Consider the following 16,763-nt stretch of genomic DNA (forward strand, 5'->3'; position numbering starts at 1 on the left):
AAACGGTAGGATTGGGCGCTATGAGTGACAATAACGGTGATCTTTTCGATCGCATCCAACCAATTGACATCAATGAGGAAATGGAGTCGAGCTACATCGACTACGCCATGTCCGTCATTGTCGGCCGCGCCCTGCCAGAGGTGCGTGACGGTCTTAAGCCGGTTCACCGCCGCATCCTCTACGCCATGTATGACTCCGGCTACCGCCCGGACCGCGGCTATGTAAAGTCCGCCCGCCCGGTCTCGGACACGATGGGTCAGTTCCACCCGCACGGTGACTTCGCTATTTATGCCACCCTCGTGCGCTTGGCCCAGCCGTGGAACATGCGCTACCCGCTGGTCGACGGCCAGGGTAACTTCGGCTCCCGCGGTAATGACGGCCCGGCAGCTATGCGTTATACCGAGTGTCGTATGACGCCCTTGGCCATGGAAATGGTGCGCGATATCCGCGAAAATACCGTCGACTTCGCGCCGAACTACGACGGTAAGACGCAGGAGCCGACTATCCTGCCCTCCCGCGTTCCGAACCTGCTGATGAACGGCTCCGGCGGTATCGCTGTCGGTATGGCCACGAACATTCCGCCGCACAACCTCAACGAGTTGGCGGAAGCCATTTACTGGTTGCTGGATAACCCGAATGCTTCTGAGGAAGAAGCCTTGGCCGCCTGCATGGAACGCGTCAAGGGCCCAGATTTCCCGACTGCGGGCCTCATTGTCGGTGATCACGGCATCAAGGATGCCTACACCACCGGCCGCGGCTCCATCCGCATGCGCGGCGTGACCTCCATTGAGGAGGTGGGCAACCGCCAGACCATCGTTATCACTGAGCTGCCTTACCAGGTCAACCCGGACAACATGATCTCCAATATTGCGGAGTCTGTGGTCAACGGCAAGATCGCCGGAATCGCCAAGATTGAGGATGAATCCTCTGACCGTGTGGGCATGCGCATCGTGGTCACCCTCAAGCGTGACGCCGTAGCCCGCGTTGTCCTTAATAACCTGTACAAGCACTCCCAGCTGCAGACCTCCTTCGGCGCTAACATGCTTTCCATCGTGGATGGCGTGCCGCGCACCCTGCGCCTGGACCAAATGCTGAGCTACTACGTGGCTCACCAGATTGAGGTCATCGTCCGCCGGACCCAGTTCCGCCTCGATGAGGCCGAGAAGCGCGCCCATATCCTGCGCGGTCTGGTCAAGGCGCTCGACATGCTCGATGAGGTCATCGCGCTCATCCGCCGTTCCCCGACGGTGGATGAGGCACGCGAGGGCCTGATGCAGCTTCTCGGCGTCGACGAGATCCAGGCCGATGCCATCCTGGCCATGCGTCTGCGTCGCCTGGCCGCTCTGGAGCGTCAGAAGATCATTGATGAGTTGGCGGAGATCGAGGAGATCATCGCAGACCTCAAGGACATTCTGGCCCGCGACGAGCGTCAGCGTCAGATCGTTCACGATGAGCTGGAGGAAATCGTCGAGAAATACGGCGATGAGCGTCGCACCCAGATTGTCGCTGCCTCCGGAGACGTTTCCGATGAGGACCTCATCGCCCGCGAGAACGTCGTGGTCACCATCACCGCTACCGGCTACGCCAAGCGCACCAAGGTGGATGCCTACAAGGCACAGAAGCGTGGCGGCAAGGGCGTGCGCGGCGCGGAGCTCAAGCAAGACGATATTGTCAAGAACTTCTTCGTCTGCTCCACGCACGACTGGATCCTGTTCTTCACCAACTTCGGCCGCGTCTACCGCCTCAAGGCCTACGAGCTCCCGGAAGCTGGGCGCACCGCCCGCGGTCAGCACGTGGCCAACCTGCTGGAGTTCCAGCCGGAGGAGAAGATCGCCCAGGTCATCCAGATTCAGTCCTACGAGGACGCTCCGTACCTGGTCCTTGCTACCCAGCAAGGCCGCGTGAAGAAGTCCCGCCTCACCGACTACGAGTCCGCGCGTTCCGCCGGTCTCATCGCCATCAACCTCAACGAGGGCGATGCGCTGATCGGCGCTCAGCTGGTCAACGAGGGCGATGACATCCTGCTTACCTCTGAGCAGGGTCAGGCCATCCGCTTTACTGCCGACGACGACCAGCTCCGCCCGATGGGCCGCGCTACCGCCGGCGTGAAGGGCATGCGTTTCCGCGGCGATGACCAGCTGCTGTCCATGTCTGTTGTCAACGACGGCCAGTTCCTCCTGGTTGCCACCTCCGGCGGTTACGGCAAGCGCACCGCGATTGAGGAGTACACCCCGCAGGGCCGCGGTGGCCTCGGCGTGATGACCTTCAAGTACACCCCGAAGCGCGGCAAGCTCATTGCGGCCATCTCCGTCGACGAAGACGACGAGATCTTCGCCATTACCTCTGCCGGTGGCGTTGTCCGCACCGAGGTCAACCAGATCCGTCCGAGCTCCCGCGCCACTATGGGCGTTCGCCTGGTTAACCTGGCTGATGACGTCGAGCTGCTGGCCATCGACCGCAACGTTGAGGACGATGGTGAGGAAGACGCCCAGGCAGTAGCCAAGGGTGAGAAGTCCGTGGAAGACGTCAAGCCTGAGCACCTCAAGTCTGGCGAAGACTCCCAGCAGGACGAAGCTGACAGCAAGGATGCCGATAAGGACGAGGAGTAACCCATGATTGGACGAGAGCTTCACCTCGCCCGGATTTCGCCCATGTCGGCGTTCCGCGTTGGCTTGGCCATGTCCCTCGTCGGCCTCGTGGCCTGGCTCATCGCCGTGTGCTTGTTGTACGTCGGCCTTGACCAGGCAGGCATCTGGGATTCCTTCAATAGCCTCGTCGGCGGTGTCGGCGGCGGCTTTGAGGTTTCCTTCGGGTTGGTCGTCTCTGCGGCCGCACTGTTTGGTGCCATTATTGCTGTGCTGATGACCATCTTGGCGCCCCTGATGGCTGTCATCTACAACGCCATCGTGGACGTCTTTGGTGGATTCAAGATTCGACTGCAAGACGAACCGATTAACTAGCGATTATCACCGCGAAAAACTACATATGACCTGGCGATTTGTAATAGATCGCCGGTCCTATGTAGAGTTACTACTCGTTCCGGTCAAGGGCCTATAGCTCAGTCGGTTAGAGCGCATCGCTGATAACGATGAGGTCGCTGGTTCGATTCCAGCTAGGCCCACCACGGAACAATGGGGCATTAGCTCAATTGGTAGAGCATCTGCTTTGCAAGCAGAAGGTCAGGAGTTCGATTCTCCTATGCTCCACAGCATAAGTGGAAGGCGCTCGGCGGAAACGCTGGGCGCCTCTTGCGTTGGCTCCTTGACCCTAGGGGGGTTAGGTCGGGTTAACCGCTTAAGGGACATTTCGTGTGGCTCGATGGGCTCCGGGATAAGCAGGCTTCGCCACCATATGCCGGAGACTCTCTCGAGCAGCTGGCTGGGTGAGCAAGGGGAAGAAAAGAACCCTAGAGCCGTTTATATGAATCGAGGGCTGCTGACCTTTGCTTCGCGAGTTTGGCATGAGCAGCGAGCTACCAATTGCTCCAGCACCCATCTTAATTCAAACATGCGTTCGACCTCCTTGCCTTATTCGTGTCATTGCTCTCTTGAAGGTCCAGTGGGCTATGTACAATCAGCGGCGTGCATAACTCGTTAACTTCTGTTGAAATCTGCGCTGGCGCCGGCGGTCAAGCTTTGGGTCTCGAAAACGCTGGTTTTGAGCATTTGGTTGCAGTAGAGATCGACGAGTTTGCCGTTCAAACCCTTCGCGTTAACCGACCGCATTGGAATGTTGTTGAAGCAGATGTCCTCGAATTCGATCCTGAGCCTTATGTAGGAGCGGATCTCTTTGCTGGTGGTGTCCCATGCCCACCCTTCTCTATCGCAGGACAGCAACTTGGTGAAGACGATGAACGTGACCTCTTTCCCCGCGCTTTGGAAATGATCAAGCAGATAGATCCACGCGCTGTAATGCTGGAAAACGTTAAGGGCCTAGGGCAAAAGCGGTTTGAAGAATATCGTGCTCGCATCATCACTCGTCTGGAGCAAATGGGGTACAGCGTCTTTTGGAAGCTGCTTCAAGCTGCTGACTATGGAGTTCCCCAGCTTCGGCCGCGGTTTATTCTGGTCGCAGTCAAAGAAGAATACGCTCCCTACTTCTTCTGGCCGCCAGCGAACTGGCAATGGAAGACCGTGGGCGAAGCTTTAGAAATACTTATGGGACAAAATGGTTGGACAGGTGCCGCAGAGTGGGCTAAAAAGGCGAACAAGGTAGCGCCAACTCTGGTTGGAGGGTCCAAGAAGCACGGCGGCCCCGATGTTGGACCCACAAGAGCCAAAGCTGCTTGGAAAGAACTCGGAGTAAAAGGAACTTCAATTGCCGAGACTGCTCCTGAAGAAGATTTCCCAACTAACCTCGACAAGGACTTACCACGTCTCACTGTTCAGATGGGCGGCGTGATTCAGGGATTCCCTCAAAACTGGATTTGGCAGGGGAAGAAGACCGCGCAATGGCGGCAGGTCGGTAATGCTTTCCCACCCCCTGTGGCTGAGGCCGTCGGCTCGCGGATCGCTGCGGCATTAAATAAAGAACCACTACCTGATGGTGTTTACGCTGCTGAACCAACTCGCGTACCAGATTCACTAAGGTTCTAACTATGACTCAACCAGCCTTAATTACAGCTACACGTAAACAGTTTCACCAGCAATTAATTGATTCGGGTGTGTTGGCTCTCACTGACACGCCAAGTGGAGAAAGGATCGCTTCCAATGCTGATAGAGGTCAGCGCGCCAGTAAAGTACTTTCGGCACACATTGCGCGTCAGCTCAATGTTCCTTTAGTTCAAGGTAAGGGCGCCGGACAATCGACGGGGGCAAATTTTGAAAAAGCTGTGCAAACGTTCCTAGCAGCGACATTTCCTTATATGCAAACAGTTCGTCCCGGGGATTGGATGGTTCAAAATTTAGGTAACTCTAGACGTCAAGACCATCTTGCCCGTTATGAGCCGTATCGTCACTTGGCTGAACTTGCCGAAGCCGTAAAGCAGCATCCGGAACTTGGCGCTGCGCTCGGAAATAGCTACGTCATATCTCCTGATGTTGTAGTTATCCGCAGTGCAGCCTCCGATAATGTTATTAACGCAGACTTGCCGATTGTTGATAAAGAACAAGCACTGCTGTCCCCTTTCCGTGCTTCCAACGGTGAAACACCCGGATTCATACATGCCGTGGTCTCTTGCAAGTTCACTATGCGCTCAGACCGCTCCCAGAACACCCGCTCTGAAGCTTTAAACCTAATACGCAATCGCAAAGGCCGAGCACCCCACATTGTTGCTGTGACTGCTGAACCAACAATGAGCCGTATTGCGTCCTTGGCGCTCGGCACAGGTGATGTAGACATGGTCTACCACGTAATGCTGCCTGAACTTCAACAAGCAGTCTCAGAGGTAGGTTCAGACGATGCTAAGGAACTCATGCGCACCTTGTTAGAAGGTAATCGACTGAGAGACATCGCGGATCTACCTTTAGACTTAGCTGTTTAAAGCTACCAAATCTTACCTAGCAGCTAAGGGGCAAGTGAACCGCATACTGCTGACGGCTTGAGTTACCTAATTGGCTGTTTCGTGCACTATCGCCTGAAGTACTGCCTTCCCGCCTGGGGATTGGGGATGAGGCGGTCGAGGCTTACAGGCTCGAGGCCCTTCGCGCGAAGCCCGTCGATGACGCAGTCTGCGGCTCCTACGGTCGTGGTGTGGATGTCGTGCATGAGGACGATGGAGCCGGCCTGTGCGCCGTTGACTGCGGCCTCGCAGACGTGCTCAGAATTGCGGTCCTTCCAATCCACGGTGTCGACGGACCACAGGGCTTGTGCCTGGCCGTTAGCCTTTGCAGCGGCCTCTACAGTGCCGTTGGTGGCACCGTACGGGGGACGCATCCACCGAGGGTTCTCACCCGTCGCTGCCTTGATGGCGGCGGCACCGGCCTTGATTTCGCCGTCCACGTCGCTGGGGGAGAGCTTGTTGAGCTCACGGTGGGTTGCGGTGTGGTTTCCCACGGTGTGGCCCTCAGCCTTCATGCGGCGTAGCAGCTCCGGGTGCGTGGAGGCGCTGGGGGCTAAAACCATGAAGCTGGCGTGGGCGTCCTTGGCCTTCAGGGTATCGAGGAGCTGAGCAGTCAATTCACCAGGCCCATCGTCATAGGTGATGGCCACGCAATTGGAACAGGTGGCATCAGCAACCGACTGCGACTGCTGTTTGCCGGTCGGCGCGGGCTTCCCAGCCGGACGCGAGGAGCCTGCAAAGACTGGGCTGCTCTGAAGCTCCTTGGGAAGAGCATCGTAGGCGTCCTGTTCTAGTCGTTGAATGTCCTTCTGGACGTCGGGGAGTTGGGGGAGTGCGGGAAACTCCGCTGCCGCAGTAGCGGTGCCAGGCAGGGCCGTGGCTGCCGCAAGGGTGATGAGGGAGCGAACAAGAACACTTTTTCGGCGCATGACAACCTTCCACAGACTTTTTCAGACCCCTTATTGTCTGCCCGGTGAAGGTGGATTATCCCTAGTGACACGCAACTAGAGTGAAAGAAGTTAACTCCTGAGGTTTTGCTAGACCCGTCCAGGGGGTGATTTCGCTGCTTCTACTGGGAGGAGTACGCTCTACAGGTATTGGGGCATTAGCTCAGTTGGTAGAGCGTTGCGTTCGCAATGCAAAGGTCAGGGGTTCGATTCCCCTATGCTCCACAGGGCGCTCACATGGTGAGCGCCCTTTAGCTTTGCCGGGGGTTGACTTATTCGGCGGCCTTGAAGCGCTTGACCAGGATGATGTGGCCATCGCTTTCGCCCACCGGCTCGAAGCCAAGGTGCAGGTAGAGACGGTGGGCGCGGTCATTATCTTTAGCCACCGACAGTGAGATACCCGGGGCGCCCATCTCGCGGGCGAGTTCGGTGGCGGCGTCGATAAGCAGGGTGCCTACTCCCTGGCTGCGGAAGCGAGGTTCCACGGCTAGGGCGAGCTCCGGGATGCCTTCAATAACGTGGCCAAAACCATGGCGTTGCGCCGTTCCCCAGTTCAGCCACACGCCACCGGCAGGGACGTGGCCCTCCCAGGCGATGAAACCTCCACGGGAAGGCTCCCAACTGCCGAGGTAGTAGTCAAAGCCTTCCTCGAAGCCCGCAGGAAGCTCCTTGTGCTCATCGCCAAAGGTATCGGCGAGAAAGTTAATACGGGCCAGGTAGGTACGGTCAGCTTCAGTGAGGGAAAGAAGATGCATAGTTTCCATGGTAGGACGCGGCGCCGAACTACCTACTTCCCATGCTCCCACTGGGCATAGGCCGAGGCATAGCGCCCGCCCAGATCGATGAGCTCGGTGTGGGTGCCATCCTCGACGATCTGACCCTGTTCCATGACGATGATGCGGTCGGCCTCGCGGGCTTGGTCCAGGCGGTGGGCAACGACGAGCGCAGTGCGGCTCTTCGTGACTGCTCTAGCGGCGTCTTCGAGCACTTCTGCGTGCTCGGAACCGGCCTCGGAAGTCGCCTCATCCATGATGAGCACCGGCGGCTGGCGCAGAATCATGCGAGCCAGAGAAAGCTGCTGCTCGGCCTCCGCACCGATCTCCTCGTTCCCGGCGCCAATCTTCGTATCCAGGCCCTGAGGCAGCCACCGCGAATGCTCATCCAAGCCCACGGTGTTAAGCGCCTGCCATAGCTCCTCATCGCTGGCGTCAGGTTTGGCCAGCAACAGATCCTCGCGCAAGGTGCCGGAGAAGAGATGGACCTCTTGGGTAATGAGCGCGACGTGCTCGGTAATCCACGTGTTCGGCACGGTGGCGGTATCGATGCCATCGAGGCTGATGCTCCCCGCCGAAGGGTACTGCAGGCCCGCCACGAGGGCGGCGAGCGTGGACTTACCCGCACCGGACGTACCCACCAGGGCAGTGGTGGTGCCGGCGGTGAGGGTGAGGGAGACGTCGTCAAGCACGGGCGCCCCACCGGGATAGGAATAGGAAAGGTGATCAATGGTGATGGCCGGCGCGGAGGTGAGCCGGGGCGTGTCCTTGAGGTCTGGAGCGCCAGCGTTGTTCGCCAGGGTCGCCAGCGCCACCGCGCGGCCGAGAGACGTCACGGAATGCTGGATCTCGCCGGCGAAGAAGAGGATGTTGAAGACGTGGATCTCCAGCCGCATCACCAGCAGCACCGCGGCGGTGGCCTCACCGGGGGTCAACCATTCCCACATCACCATGGGCACGGACATGAGGACCGATCCCAAGAGCAACACCGCAAAGGCCAGGGCGCCTTGGCCCAGGATGCGGTTGATCAGCGGAACCTTATCACCCCAGGCCTGCACCGTGTCCCAGGAATAGCGCTCCATGCGTGCATGGGCCCAGTCCTTCAGGGAGAACTGGCGGAGGGTCTCCAATGCACGGATGGTGTCCAGCAGGACGTTGTTGCGGTAGGCCTCCACCGAGGACACCTCGTTGGCTACGGCGGGGATATCGCGCATGGTGCCGCGGATGAAGGGATAGAGCAGGTAGCCGACGCCAACAAAAAGCAGCGCATAGGCGGGGTGGATGAAGACCATCATGAGCGCGGTCAGCGGCAGCATGAAGAGTGTGAGTACGAGGCGATCACCCATCATGGAGATCGTCATGACCACGGTGTCGATGTCTTTGGACAGGCGCGTAATGATGTTGCCGGTGCCCAATTCCATGACGGCCGGCACGGGAGCACCGAGGGTGGAATCCAGCGCTGAGGTGCGCAGATCCACCGAGAGCCGGCGGGTAGTGGAGGTAACCAGGTAGCGGCCCACGGTGCGGCCAGTGACCTCCACGAGGTAGCCCACGGCGATAATAACCAGCGCGCCCACCATGGCTGCGCGCCCCGTGCCAAGGATGGGGATCTCCACGCCCTGGATGATGTCCACGACGCGGCCAAGCACCTGGGAGACCAGGTTCATCATGATGACCGTAACGGTAAACAGGCCGAAGAAAAGGGCGATGCTAAGCCGACTGGGCGCACTGGGCAGGGTCTTCAGAAAACGGAGACACTCCCGCGGGGAGGCAGGTGCAAGGGCATCCGCGCGATCCTGCTGGCTCATAGCTCCACCACCTCATCGGCGTTGGCGGCCCACGTGGAGGCGGATGTAATGATCACGGTGGTCTTGCCGGCGCGCAGTTCACGCACGCGCTTGGCGACGTCCGCCAGGGTCAACGAATCCAGTCCCGTCGTGGGGTTGTCCAGCACGAGGACATCGGGGTCGAGGGCGAGCGCGCGGGCAAGCGCGACGCGCTGGCGCTGGCCGCCGGAGAGGTTAAGGCCCGCCTCACCGATGGGCGCGGTGGGCAGCTTGCCGTTGGGACCAAGCCCACCGAGGCGGATAACAATATCCTCGCAGGCGGAGGCGTGGAGGGCGTCGTGAAGCTGCGTAGCGCTAGCACTTCGCAGTGGATCGACGTTGTCCTGCAGGGTGCCCTCCAACACGGAGATGCGGTGTGGCGGGCACAAGGCGCCGTGCTCATGGAGGTAGCGCACCCAAGAGTCCACGGTGCTGCGCCCCTCTGTGCTGATAGGCATCCACACGTGCAAGCCGGGGGAGAGGTCAATCGGCGTGTCGGAGGCCTCGGTGGTGTTGGAAGAAAGCTGGCCGAGCAGCTCGCCGACGCGCTCCACGGAAGCACGCGCCCGCGCCCAGTTCTCCGTGAGCAGGCCGAGAGACACACCTAATGCTGTGAGCGCGGGCGGGACGAGCATGGTGATCGCCATCATCCCGCCGGGGGCGATGCGGCCCTCGAAGGTTTCCCAGGAGGTCCAGGCAAGAATGCCCACGGCAAAAGACGCGGGCACCATCTGGCGCAGCCAGGCCATCAGGGAGGAAAGCTTGGCCTCGCGGAGCATGGCGCCCAAGGAGTTCTGGGCGGCGTCGGAAAAACGTTGGCGCGCGATGTCCTTGGCGCCTAGGCCTTTGATCACCCGGGAGCCTTGAGCAAAGTCCGTGGCGAGTGAAAGCGCGGTGTTCTCCAACTGGCGGCGGCGCGCGGCGATCCTCGTCAGCGGCTTCGTGGTGGCCCAGGAGGCCAGCGCGGTGGCGAGTGCGCCAACCAGCAGCACAGCTGAGACTTGCCAGGAAATCGGGGAGAGGCTGAGCACCGCGCCCAAGAGGTAGCCCACCATGACCAGTGGGAAGTTGAGGATCTGCTTGAGTTGGCCGATGTAGTGCGAATCCTCATCCATCGTGTTGAGTAGCCGGCCGGGGCTAATGCCTGCGGTGGAAGCGCTCAGCAACTTATCCAGCAGGTTAAGGCGCAGCGTATGGGTGGTGCGGGCTTGGGATAAGTCTGTGAAGGCGTCTGCCGTGGCCTCGCAGATATAGGCGATGAAGAGGAGGATCGCCGTGGCCGCAAGCGGCAGCGCTACGGTGCGCCAGGAGGGCTCGGAGAAGGCATACTGCGTGGTCTGGCCGATGATGACGGAGACCAACGCGCCCAGCGGCGCGTTGATGAGGGTGGCAACGAAGATGCCGATAACGCCGGTGCGCTGGGCGCCGAGCAGACGCCACGTGGCTTTAGCTGGGCGGGAGAAGTTGGTGGTCTCGGTGAGGGAAACCTCGCCGGAAGGTGGCTCATCGGGGAGATACCACGACCACGTCCGCATGCGTGGATAGTGAGTCATAAAGACTCATCCTATAGCGCAAAAAGGATGGGTGAGTGATTCAGATTACGATCGATGACTCACTGTGGGGAATTAAGCCAAGTGGTAGTTCTCCACGTCATAGCCGTTGAACTCGCGGTCGACTCCATAATCATCGACGGAGCTAAACTGCGTGCCGTTTTCAATGGCAAAGCGCAGGTTATCCACGCGGGTGGACGGATCGCCGCTCACGGCACCTGCGGGGAAATAAAAGGTCTCCCCGCTCTTGAGCTTGACTACGAGCGACTCAAAGCTCATGCCTGATCTCCTTGCCTGCTGTTGATAGGGCTTCTCGCGCAAAACAGCGCGCGGGCACCGATCTATGAGGATCGATGCCGATTAGCCTTCAATTCAAGCAGGTCGGGCGCGCGGGGGCAACGCAGTGAGATCAAGGCAACGAAATGCGCACCCCCAAGGTTGGGGGGGTTAGTTCTCGTCCTCGGTCTGGAGGCGGTGCTTGCCCTCGGACTCGTGATCATCGGTGATGCGGGAGGTGTCGACATCCTTCTTGTCGGCGTTGCTGACCTCAATCTCGGTCTCGACGGCGTCCTGGATGGCGGTTTCTTCCTCGCGGTGCTTGGCCAGCTGTTCATCCAGCGAGCCCAGCAGCTCTTCATCGCGCTCGACGACGCCCTCCTCAGCCAAGTCGGATTCGCGCTTGGCGTCATCCTCGGTGGTGGAGGTGTAGACCAAGGTGGAACCCTGCGGTGCGGACGGGGAAGAGAAGTCCTCAACGCGCGGCGGGACGGCGGATTCCTTCTCCTTCTTCTGGGTGAAGAAGTAGTAGATGCCACCGCCGATGGCAGCAATGGCGGCAACCAGCGCGGAGATCAGCCAGATCTTCGAGCCCTTCTTCTTATCCTTGCCGCTGATGGCGCGGGCCTTCTTCTGCAGCTGGGCGCTTTGCTTCTGTGCCTTCTTCTCAGCCTTGGAAGCCTTCTTCTTGGCCTGCTTGCGGGCCTTGGTGGCCTTCTTTTCAGCCTGCTTCTGGGTCTTCTCCCACTTCTTGGTGGCCTTGTCCTGGGCGTCTGCGGCGGCAGCGGAGAGCTTCTCGGTTGCTTCCTCGCTGCGCTCCTTGAGCTGTTCGAGGGTGCGCTCGAGGCGGGCATGCGCGGCCTTGGTCACGGCACCGGCTTCGCGGCGTGCCTCCGGGAACCACTCGCCATCGCGCTCTTCCATGCGGGCGGCGGCGGTCTCCAGGACGGAGTAGGCCTCGCGAGCCTTTTCATCGCGGCGTTCCTTGAGGCGCTCCACCAGGGCGGAGGTGGCGCTAATTGCTGTGGACAGTGCGGTGGAATTCATCGGGAGAGATGCTCCTTTACGTCAATGCTTGAGGCGATTGCTCGGTGGGTAACTGTTTATGGAGTGGTTGTCTGCGCCGGACGGGACACTGCACATGCGTGCCCCGCGTTAGCGCTGGATACTCCCTTTCAGCGTAGTGGCGGCAGCTACGTCCTGCCACCACGGGACGAAAGTAGAGAGCGGTTCAAAGAAAATAGACAGCTTTGTACGGAACAGTGGCCTTTTTATTCACCACAGGTTTGGGCAACGGTGCAGCTGGCCGGGTTGGAAAGGTATGACCATTTCCTAAATGCTTTCGCTCAAAATGGACAGCTTGGTACGTTTTCCACCAACAGCACAGATGACCGACCACGATAACCTGCAGAGGAGGTGAGCATGTCCCCGCGACTCTCCGCATCCGCGCCACTAGACCAAATCAGCGAAGATACGCCTAAGCGCCCACAGCGCACCGCTCTCTCCTTCGAGGTGATCCCACCGCGCCACGATGCGGACGCCAAAAAGATTGACCGCTTGCTCGACACGCTTGCCGCATATAACCCCGATTACATCGCCGTCACCAGCTCCCAGCGCTCTGGGTGGCTGGAGGGAACCGCAGCCTTCATTGAGAAGATCTCACGCGATACAGCGATGCGTCCCTTGGCCCACCTGGCCTGCACCGCCGGCACAGAGGAAGAGCTCGTTGGCTGGATCGACACGCTGGTCGACGCCGGCGTGCGCGGCCTCCTTGCCCTCCGCGGCGACCTTCCGGAGGGCGGCATGCCCGAAGGTCACCTGCCGCACGCCGATTCCCTGGTCCGGCTCATCCGCCGCTGGGAATCCGCCCGCGTGGCGCGCTTGGCCGCTGGGCGCTTGGCCGTGGGCGTGGCTTGCTACCCCAACGGTCACGCCGAGTCCGCCACGGCGGACGAGGACATCGACGTTCTCCTGGCCAAGCAGCGCCTCGGCGCTGACTTCGCCATCACCCAGCTCTTCTTCGACGCGGAGGAGTACGTCCGCTTCGCCCAGCGCGCCCGGCTGGCGGGCGTGCGCATTCCGCTCATCCCCGGGATCATGCCTATGACTAGCCGTGCTCGGGTGGAGCGAATGTGCCAGCTGTCCGGGCTGGACGGGCCACCGCACGTGCTCGATCAGCTCGCGGCAGCGACCTCCCCCGAGGAAGAGAAAGAAATCGGGATGCAACTTACGGCCTCCCTGGCGAAATCGGTGATGAACGCCGGCGCCGACGGGCTGCACATCTACACGCATAACAATCCAGACATTACGACTGACCTGCTACATCGAATTGGAGTTACCCCATGACCGCACCATTTCCCAAGGCAACGATTGAGGGCTATCCCCGCGTAGGTGCCCATCGTGAGCTTAAGCGCGCGCTGGAGTCCTACTGGTCCGGCAAGATCGACGCCGAGACCTTTGAATCGGCCGCGCACTCCCTGCGCCTCGATACCTACGCCCGTCTCAAGGAGCTGGGGCTCACTGAGGATTACGCCATCCCCGCGGACGTTGCCTACTACGACCATGTCCTCGAGACAGCGCTGACCGTGGGCGCTGCTCAGGGCGAGAGCCTCGATGATGAGTTCACCCTGGCCCGCGGTAACAAGGACACCGCGCCGCTGGAGATGACCAAGTGGTTCGACACCAACTACCACTACATTGTTCCTGAAATCAGCGATGACCAGACCTTTAGCGCCCGTCCGCAGCGCGTGCTGAAGATCGTCGAGGAGGCTCGCGCCGCCGGCCACACCGTGCGCCCGGTCCTCGTTGGCCCCGTGACCCTGCTGGCCCTGTCCAAGCAGGCCGAGGGCGCTACCAAACAGCCGCTCGACCGCCTCGATGAGCTCGTGGACTCCTACCTCACCGTGCTGGAGCAGCTTGCCGACGCCAACGTGGAGTGGCTCCAGCTCGTTGAGCCGGCCCTGGTCGCTGACCTCGCCGCGGCTGACGACGCCACCCTCGCCGCCGCGCTCAAGAGCGCTTATGGCCGCATCCTTAGCGCGGAGAAGCGCCCGCAGGTCTACCTGACCACGCCCTATGGTTCCCTCAATGCTGGCCTTGACGTCATCGCTGAGCTCAAGCCGGAAGCTGTCCAGGTGGATCTCTCAGTGGGCATCTTGGCGCTGGACAACTCCTACCTCGAGCGCGTCGCCAAGCTTGCCGAAGCCACCCACCTCTCCGCCGGCCTGGTCGACGGCCGCAATGTCTGGGCCGCCAACCTCCGCGACCTGCGCGAGAAGCTCGAGACCCTCGGCGAAGGCGTTTCTGTAACCACCTCCGTGTCCCTGCAGCACGTCCCGCACACCGTCGAGGCGGAGACCTCCCTGCCGGTCGACGTTGCCACCTGGTTCGCCTTCGCCGACGAGAAGATCCGCGAGGTCGTAGCACTCGCCGCCGGCCCGCTCGACGCCCCGGAGGCATACGCGCAGGCCGACCGCGCCGTGCGCACCCGCGCCGAGTCCTCACGTATCCACAACCAGGCCGTGCAGGAGCGCACCGCGCAGCTGCCGGAGGGCCAGGTCCAGCGCCAGCCGGAGTTCGCGGAGCGCAACAAGGCACAGGAGGCCCTCGGCCTGCCGCAGCTGCCGACCACCACCATCGGTTCCTTCCCGCAGACCTCTGAGATCCGCGCTGCCCGCGCCGCGCACCGCAAGGGCGAGCTCTCCGACGCCGACTACACCGAGGCCCTGCGCAACGAGGTGAAGTCCGTCATCGAGCTGCAGGAGCGCTTGGGCCTCGACGTCCTGGTCCACGGCGAGCCGGAGCGCAACGACATGGTGCAGTACTTCGCCGAGCTTCTCGACGGCTTCGTCGTCACCGAGAACGGTTGGGTCCAGTCCTACGGCTCCCGCTGCACCCGTCCGCCAATCGTGGTTGGTGACATCTCCCGCCCGAAGGCCATGACCACCGAGTGGGCGAAGTTTGCGCAGTCCCTGTCCGAGAAGCACGTCAAGGGCATGCTCACCGGTCCGGTGACCATTCTGGCCTGGTCCTTCGTGCGCGATGACGTCCACCAGTCCGTCTCCGCCGACCAGCTCGGCGTGGCGCTGGCCGACGAAGTCCGTGACCTCGAAGAGGCCGGCATCGACATCATCCAGATCGATGAGCCCGCCCTGCGTGAGCTGTTGCCGCTGCGCGAGAAGGACCGCAAGGCTTACCTCGACTGGGCCGTGCGCTCCTTCCGAGTGGTTTCCTTGCAGGCGAAGCCTGAAACCCAGATCCACACGCACCTCTGCTACTCGGAGTTTGGCCAGATCATCGACGCCGTCGCCGGCCTCGACGCCGACGTCACCTCCATCGAGGCGGCCCGCTCCCGCATGGAGCTGCTCGAGGATATCGATGAGAAGTTCCACTCCGAGATCGGCCCGGGCATTTATGACATCCACTCCCCGCGCATCCCGTCCGTGGCGGAGATGGCCGAGCTCATCCGCGCGGCGCTCAAGAACGTGCCGGTCGAGCGCCTGTGGGTCAACCCGGACTGCGGCCTGAAGACCCGCGGCTACGAGGAGACCGAAGCTTCCCTGCGCAACCTGGTCCTCGCCCGTGACGAGGTCCGCTCTAACCTTTAGGGGTTTAAATCCAAAGATTTAAACCGTTCATCGCCGTCAGCTCACTGAGCGCGGCGATGTCTCCGTTTCCGCCCCTATCGAAGTGCAGTGCCTTGAGACCCGCGTCACGGGCGCCTTCGACATCATTGGCCACCGAATCGCCCACCATGAGAGTGGCGCCCGGTTCCACCCTTAAGTGCCGACAAGCTTCGAGGTAGGCCTCTGGGTGCGGCTTCGGGTGGCCCATCTCCACGGTGGGAAAGAGCTCAACGCCTGGCAGGTCGAGCCCGCCCGCCTTGAGCTTGCCCTCCTGCATTTCACGAGCCCCGTTCGTTAAAACGCCCACTTTGAGGCCGCGGGACAGGACGTGCTCGAGGGTAGGGAGGGCGTCATCAAGCGCCTGCCAGTGCTTTTCATACGCGGCCAAATACTTGGCATATTCCGCCAGTGCCTCCTGCTCCGTCATCTCTGGGCGCCCCAGGAACTCGCGGCAGCGCTCCACGCGCTGGCCCTGGTGGGAGACCTCGCCGCGCTCGTAGGCGGCAAACCACTTACGCTCAATCTCGGCGAAGCGCTTGTGGTGCCCGCCCGGCAGCCACTCCTCAACGGCCGCATGCATCGCGGCGGTGTGGTCCATGAGGGTGTCATCGAGATCGAAGAGAATGGCGCGAATCATGCTTGTAACCCTACGCAGATCGCTGAAAGCGTCGCGCCGGAACAACGCATTGGTGGAAATTTCCATACAATGGCTGGCATGACTCAGAAGACCGCAACTGCAACGATGCACACCAACTACGGTGACATTGTTATCGACCTGTTCGGTAACCACGCACCGGTAACCGTTGAGAACTTCATCGGCCTGGCTAAGGGCGAGAAGGACTACACCACCCAGAACGCCAAGGGTGAGCAGTCTGGCCCGTTCTACGATGGCGCTATCTTCCACCGCGTCATCGACCAGTTCATGATCCAGGGCGGTGACCCGACTGGCACCGGCCGTGGCGGCCCCGGCTACCAGTTCCAGGATGAGTTCCACCCGGAGCTGCAGTTTGACCGCCCGTTCCTGCTGGCCATGGCGAATGCCGGCCCGGGCACCAACGGCTCCCAGTTCTTCATCACCGTGGCGCCGACCCCGCACCTGAACAACCACCACACCATCTTCGGTGAGGTCACCGATGCGGCTTCTCAGGAAGTCGTGTCCAAGATTGCGAAGGTCTCCACCGACCGCATGGACCGTCCGGCTGAGGACGTTGTCATCGAGTCCATCGAGATCGCCTAAGCGTTCTTAGCTTTTTATCCGAGCCCGCT

At 60.9% G+C, this 16,763-nt stretch carries 14 protein-coding genes and 3 tRNA genes; 10 read left to right on the plus strand and 7 right to left on the minus strand.

All coding sequences use genetic code 11. From position 1 onward, the window contains the following. Positions 1–20 precede the first annotated feature (20 nt). From gyrA to HMPREF2996_RS12560, 6 genes are all read left to right on the plus strand, one after another. A complete protein-coding gene (gene gyrA, locus HMPREF2996_RS11480) occupies positions 21–2,609 on the plus strand; it encodes a DNA gyrase subunit A (protein WP_070731424.1) in 2,589 nt (862 codons plus the stop codon). A 3-nt stretch (positions 2,610–2,612) separates the two neighbouring features. After that, on the plus strand, positions 2,613–2,960 hold the full coding sequence (locus HMPREF2996_RS11485; protein ID WP_070731425.1) for a DUF3566 domain-containing protein: 348 nt from the start codon (positions 2,613–2,615) through the stop codon (positions 2,958–2,960). Positions 2,961–3,047: 87 nt separating this feature from the next. Then, positions 3,048–3,124, plus strand: a tRNA-Ile gene (locus HMPREF2996_RS11490). Positions 3,125–3,133: 9 nt separating this feature from the next. Then, a tRNA-Ala gene (locus HMPREF2996_RS11495) sits at positions 3,134–3,206 on the plus strand. A 375-nt stretch (positions 3,207–3,581) separates the two neighbouring features. Further along, positions 3,582–4,595 carry a DNA cytosine methyltransferase gene (locus tag HMPREF2996_RS11500; protein WP_118790703.1) on the plus strand — a complete coding sequence of 338 codons (1,014 nt, stop codon included), beginning with the start codon at positions 3,582–3,584 and terminating at the stop codon, positions 4,593–4,595. 2 nt (positions 4,596–4,597) lie between these two features. Beyond that, positions 4,598–5,482 carry an NgoMIV family type II restriction endonuclease gene (locus HMPREF2996_RS12560; RefSeq protein ID WP_083276418.1) on the plus strand — a complete coding sequence of 295 codons (885 nt, stop codon included), beginning with the start codon at positions 4,598–4,600 and terminating at the stop codon, positions 5,480–5,482. 86 nt (positions 5,483–5,568) lie between these two features. Here HMPREF2996_RS12560 and HMPREF2996_RS11510 read toward each other — a convergent pair whose 3' ends face one another. Continuing rightward, positions 5,569–6,429, minus strand: coding sequence for a polysaccharide deacetylase family protein (locus HMPREF2996_RS11510; RefSeq protein WP_070731426.1), 861 nt, complete (start codon positions 6,427–6,429; stop codon positions 5,569–5,571). 170 nt (positions 6,430–6,599) lie between these two features. Here HMPREF2996_RS11510 and HMPREF2996_RS11515 point away from each other — a divergent pair. Further along, positions 6,600–6,672 (plus strand) — tRNA-Ala (locus HMPREF2996_RS11515). 47 nt (positions 6,673–6,719) lie between these two features. Here the strand turns inward: HMPREF2996_RS11515 and HMPREF2996_RS11520 are convergent. The 5 genes from HMPREF2996_RS11520 to HMPREF2996_RS11540 form a co-directional block, all read right to left on the minus strand. After that, positions 6,720–7,211 carry a GNAT family N-acetyltransferase gene (locus HMPREF2996_RS11520; RefSeq protein WP_070444494.1) on the minus strand — a complete coding sequence of 164 codons (492 nt, stop codon included), beginning with the start codon at positions 7,209–7,211 and terminating at the stop codon, positions 6,720–6,722. A gap of 23 nt (positions 7,212–7,234) precedes the next feature. After that, positions 7,235–9,028 (minus strand): ABC transporter ATP-binding protein, encoded by a 1,794-nt coding sequence (locus HMPREF2996_RS11525; protein ID WP_070731427.1) that lies wholly within the window; start codon positions 9,026–9,028, stop codon positions 7,235–7,237. Then, entirely contained in the window at positions 9,025–10,599 is a 1,575-nt protein-coding gene (locus HMPREF2996_RS11530) for an ABC transporter transmembrane domain-containing protein (protein ID WP_070731428.1), read from the minus strand. Before HMPREF2996_RS11530 ends, HMPREF2996_RS11525 begins: the two co-directional genes overlap by 4 nt. 72 nt (positions 10,600–10,671) lie before the next feature. Next, a complete protein-coding gene (locus tag HMPREF2996_RS11535; protein WP_070533568.1) occupies positions 10,672–10,875 on the minus strand; it encodes a hypothetical protein in 204 nt (67 codons plus the stop codon). Between the two features lie 168 nt (positions 10,876–11,043). Beyond that, positions 11,044–11,919 carry a hypothetical protein gene (locus tag HMPREF2996_RS11540; protein ID WP_070731429.1) on the minus strand — a complete coding sequence of 292 codons (876 nt, stop codon included), beginning with the start codon at positions 11,917–11,919 and terminating at the stop codon, positions 11,044–11,046. Between the two features lie 375 nt (positions 11,920–12,294). Between HMPREF2996_RS11540 and HMPREF2996_RS11545 the strand changes: the two genes are divergently transcribed. Both HMPREF2996_RS11545 and metE read left to right on the plus strand, forming a co-directional pair. Beyond that, complete coding sequence (locus HMPREF2996_RS11545) at positions 12,295–13,218, plus strand: methylenetetrahydrofolate reductase (protein ID WP_070684519.1); 924 nt, start codon at positions 12,295–12,297, stop codon at positions 13,216–13,218. Beyond that, positions 13,215–15,479: a 5-methyltetrahydropteroyltriglutamate--homocysteine S-methyltransferase gene (gene metE, locus HMPREF2996_RS11550; protein ID WP_070731430.1), complete on the plus strand. Its 2,265-nt coding sequence runs from the start codon at positions 13,215–13,217 to the stop codon at positions 15,477–15,479. Before HMPREF2996_RS11545 ends, metE begins: the two co-directional genes overlap by 4 nt. A 4-nt stretch (positions 15,480–15,483) precedes the next feature. Here the strand turns inward: metE and HMPREF2996_RS11555 are convergent, their stop codons facing one another. Beyond that, entirely contained in the window at positions 15,484–16,134 is a 651-nt protein-coding gene (locus tag HMPREF2996_RS11555) for an HAD family hydrolase (RefSeq protein WP_070731431.1), read from the minus strand. A 69-nt stretch (positions 16,135–16,203) separates the two neighbouring features. On the opposite strand from HMPREF2996_RS11555, the gene HMPREF2996_RS11560 reads away from it, so the two are divergent. Then, the gene (locus HMPREF2996_RS11560; protein WP_039672975.1) at positions 16,204–16,734 is read left to right on the plus strand and encodes a peptidylprolyl isomerase; all 531 of its coding nucleotides are present in this window, start codon (positions 16,204–16,206) and stop codon (positions 16,732–16,734) included. Positions 16,735–16,763 lie beyond the last annotated feature (29 nt).

Source organism: Corynebacterium sp. HMSC066C02, assembly GCF_001814945.1.
GTDB lineage: Bacteria > Actinomycetota > Actinomycetes > Mycobacteriales > Mycobacteriaceae > Corynebacterium > Corynebacterium aurimucosum.

Excerpts from the sequence above, each read along its gene's own strand:
- metE (WP_070731430.1), top strand. The coding sequence starts at position 13,215 with ATGACCGCACCATTTCCCAAGGCAACGATTGAGGGCTATCCCCGCGTA.
- HMPREF2996_RS11560 (WP_039672975.1), top strand. The coding sequence starts at position 16,204 with ATGGCTGGCATGACTCAGAAGACCGCAACTGCAACGATGCACACCAAC.
- HMPREF2996_RS11535 (WP_070533568.1), bottom strand. The coding sequence starts at position 10,875 with ATGAGCTTTGAGTCGCTCGTAGTCAAGCTCAAGAGCGGGGAGACCTTT.
- HMPREF2996_RS11540 (WP_070731429.1), bottom strand. The coding sequence starts at position 11,919 with ATGAATTCCACCGCACTGTCCACAGCAATTAGCGCCACCTCCGCCCTG.
- HMPREF2996_RS11520 (WP_070444494.1), bottom strand. The coding sequence starts at position 7,211 with ATGGAAACTATGCATCTTCTTTCCCTCACTGAAGCTGACCGTACCTAC.
- gyrA (WP_070731424.1), top strand. The coding sequence starts at position 21 with ATGAGTGACAATAACGGTGATCTTTTCGATCGCATCCAACCAATTGAC.
- HMPREF2996_RS11530 (WP_070731428.1), bottom strand. The coding sequence starts at position 10,599 with ATGACTCACTATCCACGCATGCGGACGTGGTCGTGGTATCTCCCCGAT.
- HMPREF2996_RS11510 (WP_070731426.1), bottom strand. The coding sequence starts at position 6,429 with ATGCGCCGAAAAAGTGTTCTTGTTCGCTCCCTCATCACCCTTGCGGCA.
- HMPREF2996_RS11555 (WP_070731431.1), bottom strand. The coding sequence starts at position 16,134 with ATGATTCGCGCCATTCTCTTCGATCTCGATGACACCCTCATGGACCAC.
- HMPREF2996_RS11485 (WP_070731425.1), top strand. The coding sequence starts at position 2,613 with ATGATTGGACGAGAGCTTCACCTCGCCCGGATTTCGCCCATGTCGGCG.
- HMPREF2996_RS11545 (WP_070684519.1), top strand. The coding sequence starts at position 12,295 with ATGTCCCCGCGACTCTCCGCATCCGCGCCACTAGACCAAATCAGCGAA.
- HMPREF2996_RS12560 (WP_083276418.1), top strand. The coding sequence starts at position 4,598 with ATGACTCAACCAGCCTTAATTACAGCTACACGTAAACAGTTTCACCAG.
- HMPREF2996_RS11525 (WP_070731427.1), bottom strand. The coding sequence starts at position 9,028 with ATGAGCCAGCAGGATCGCGCGGATGCCCTTGCACCTGCCTCCCCGCGG.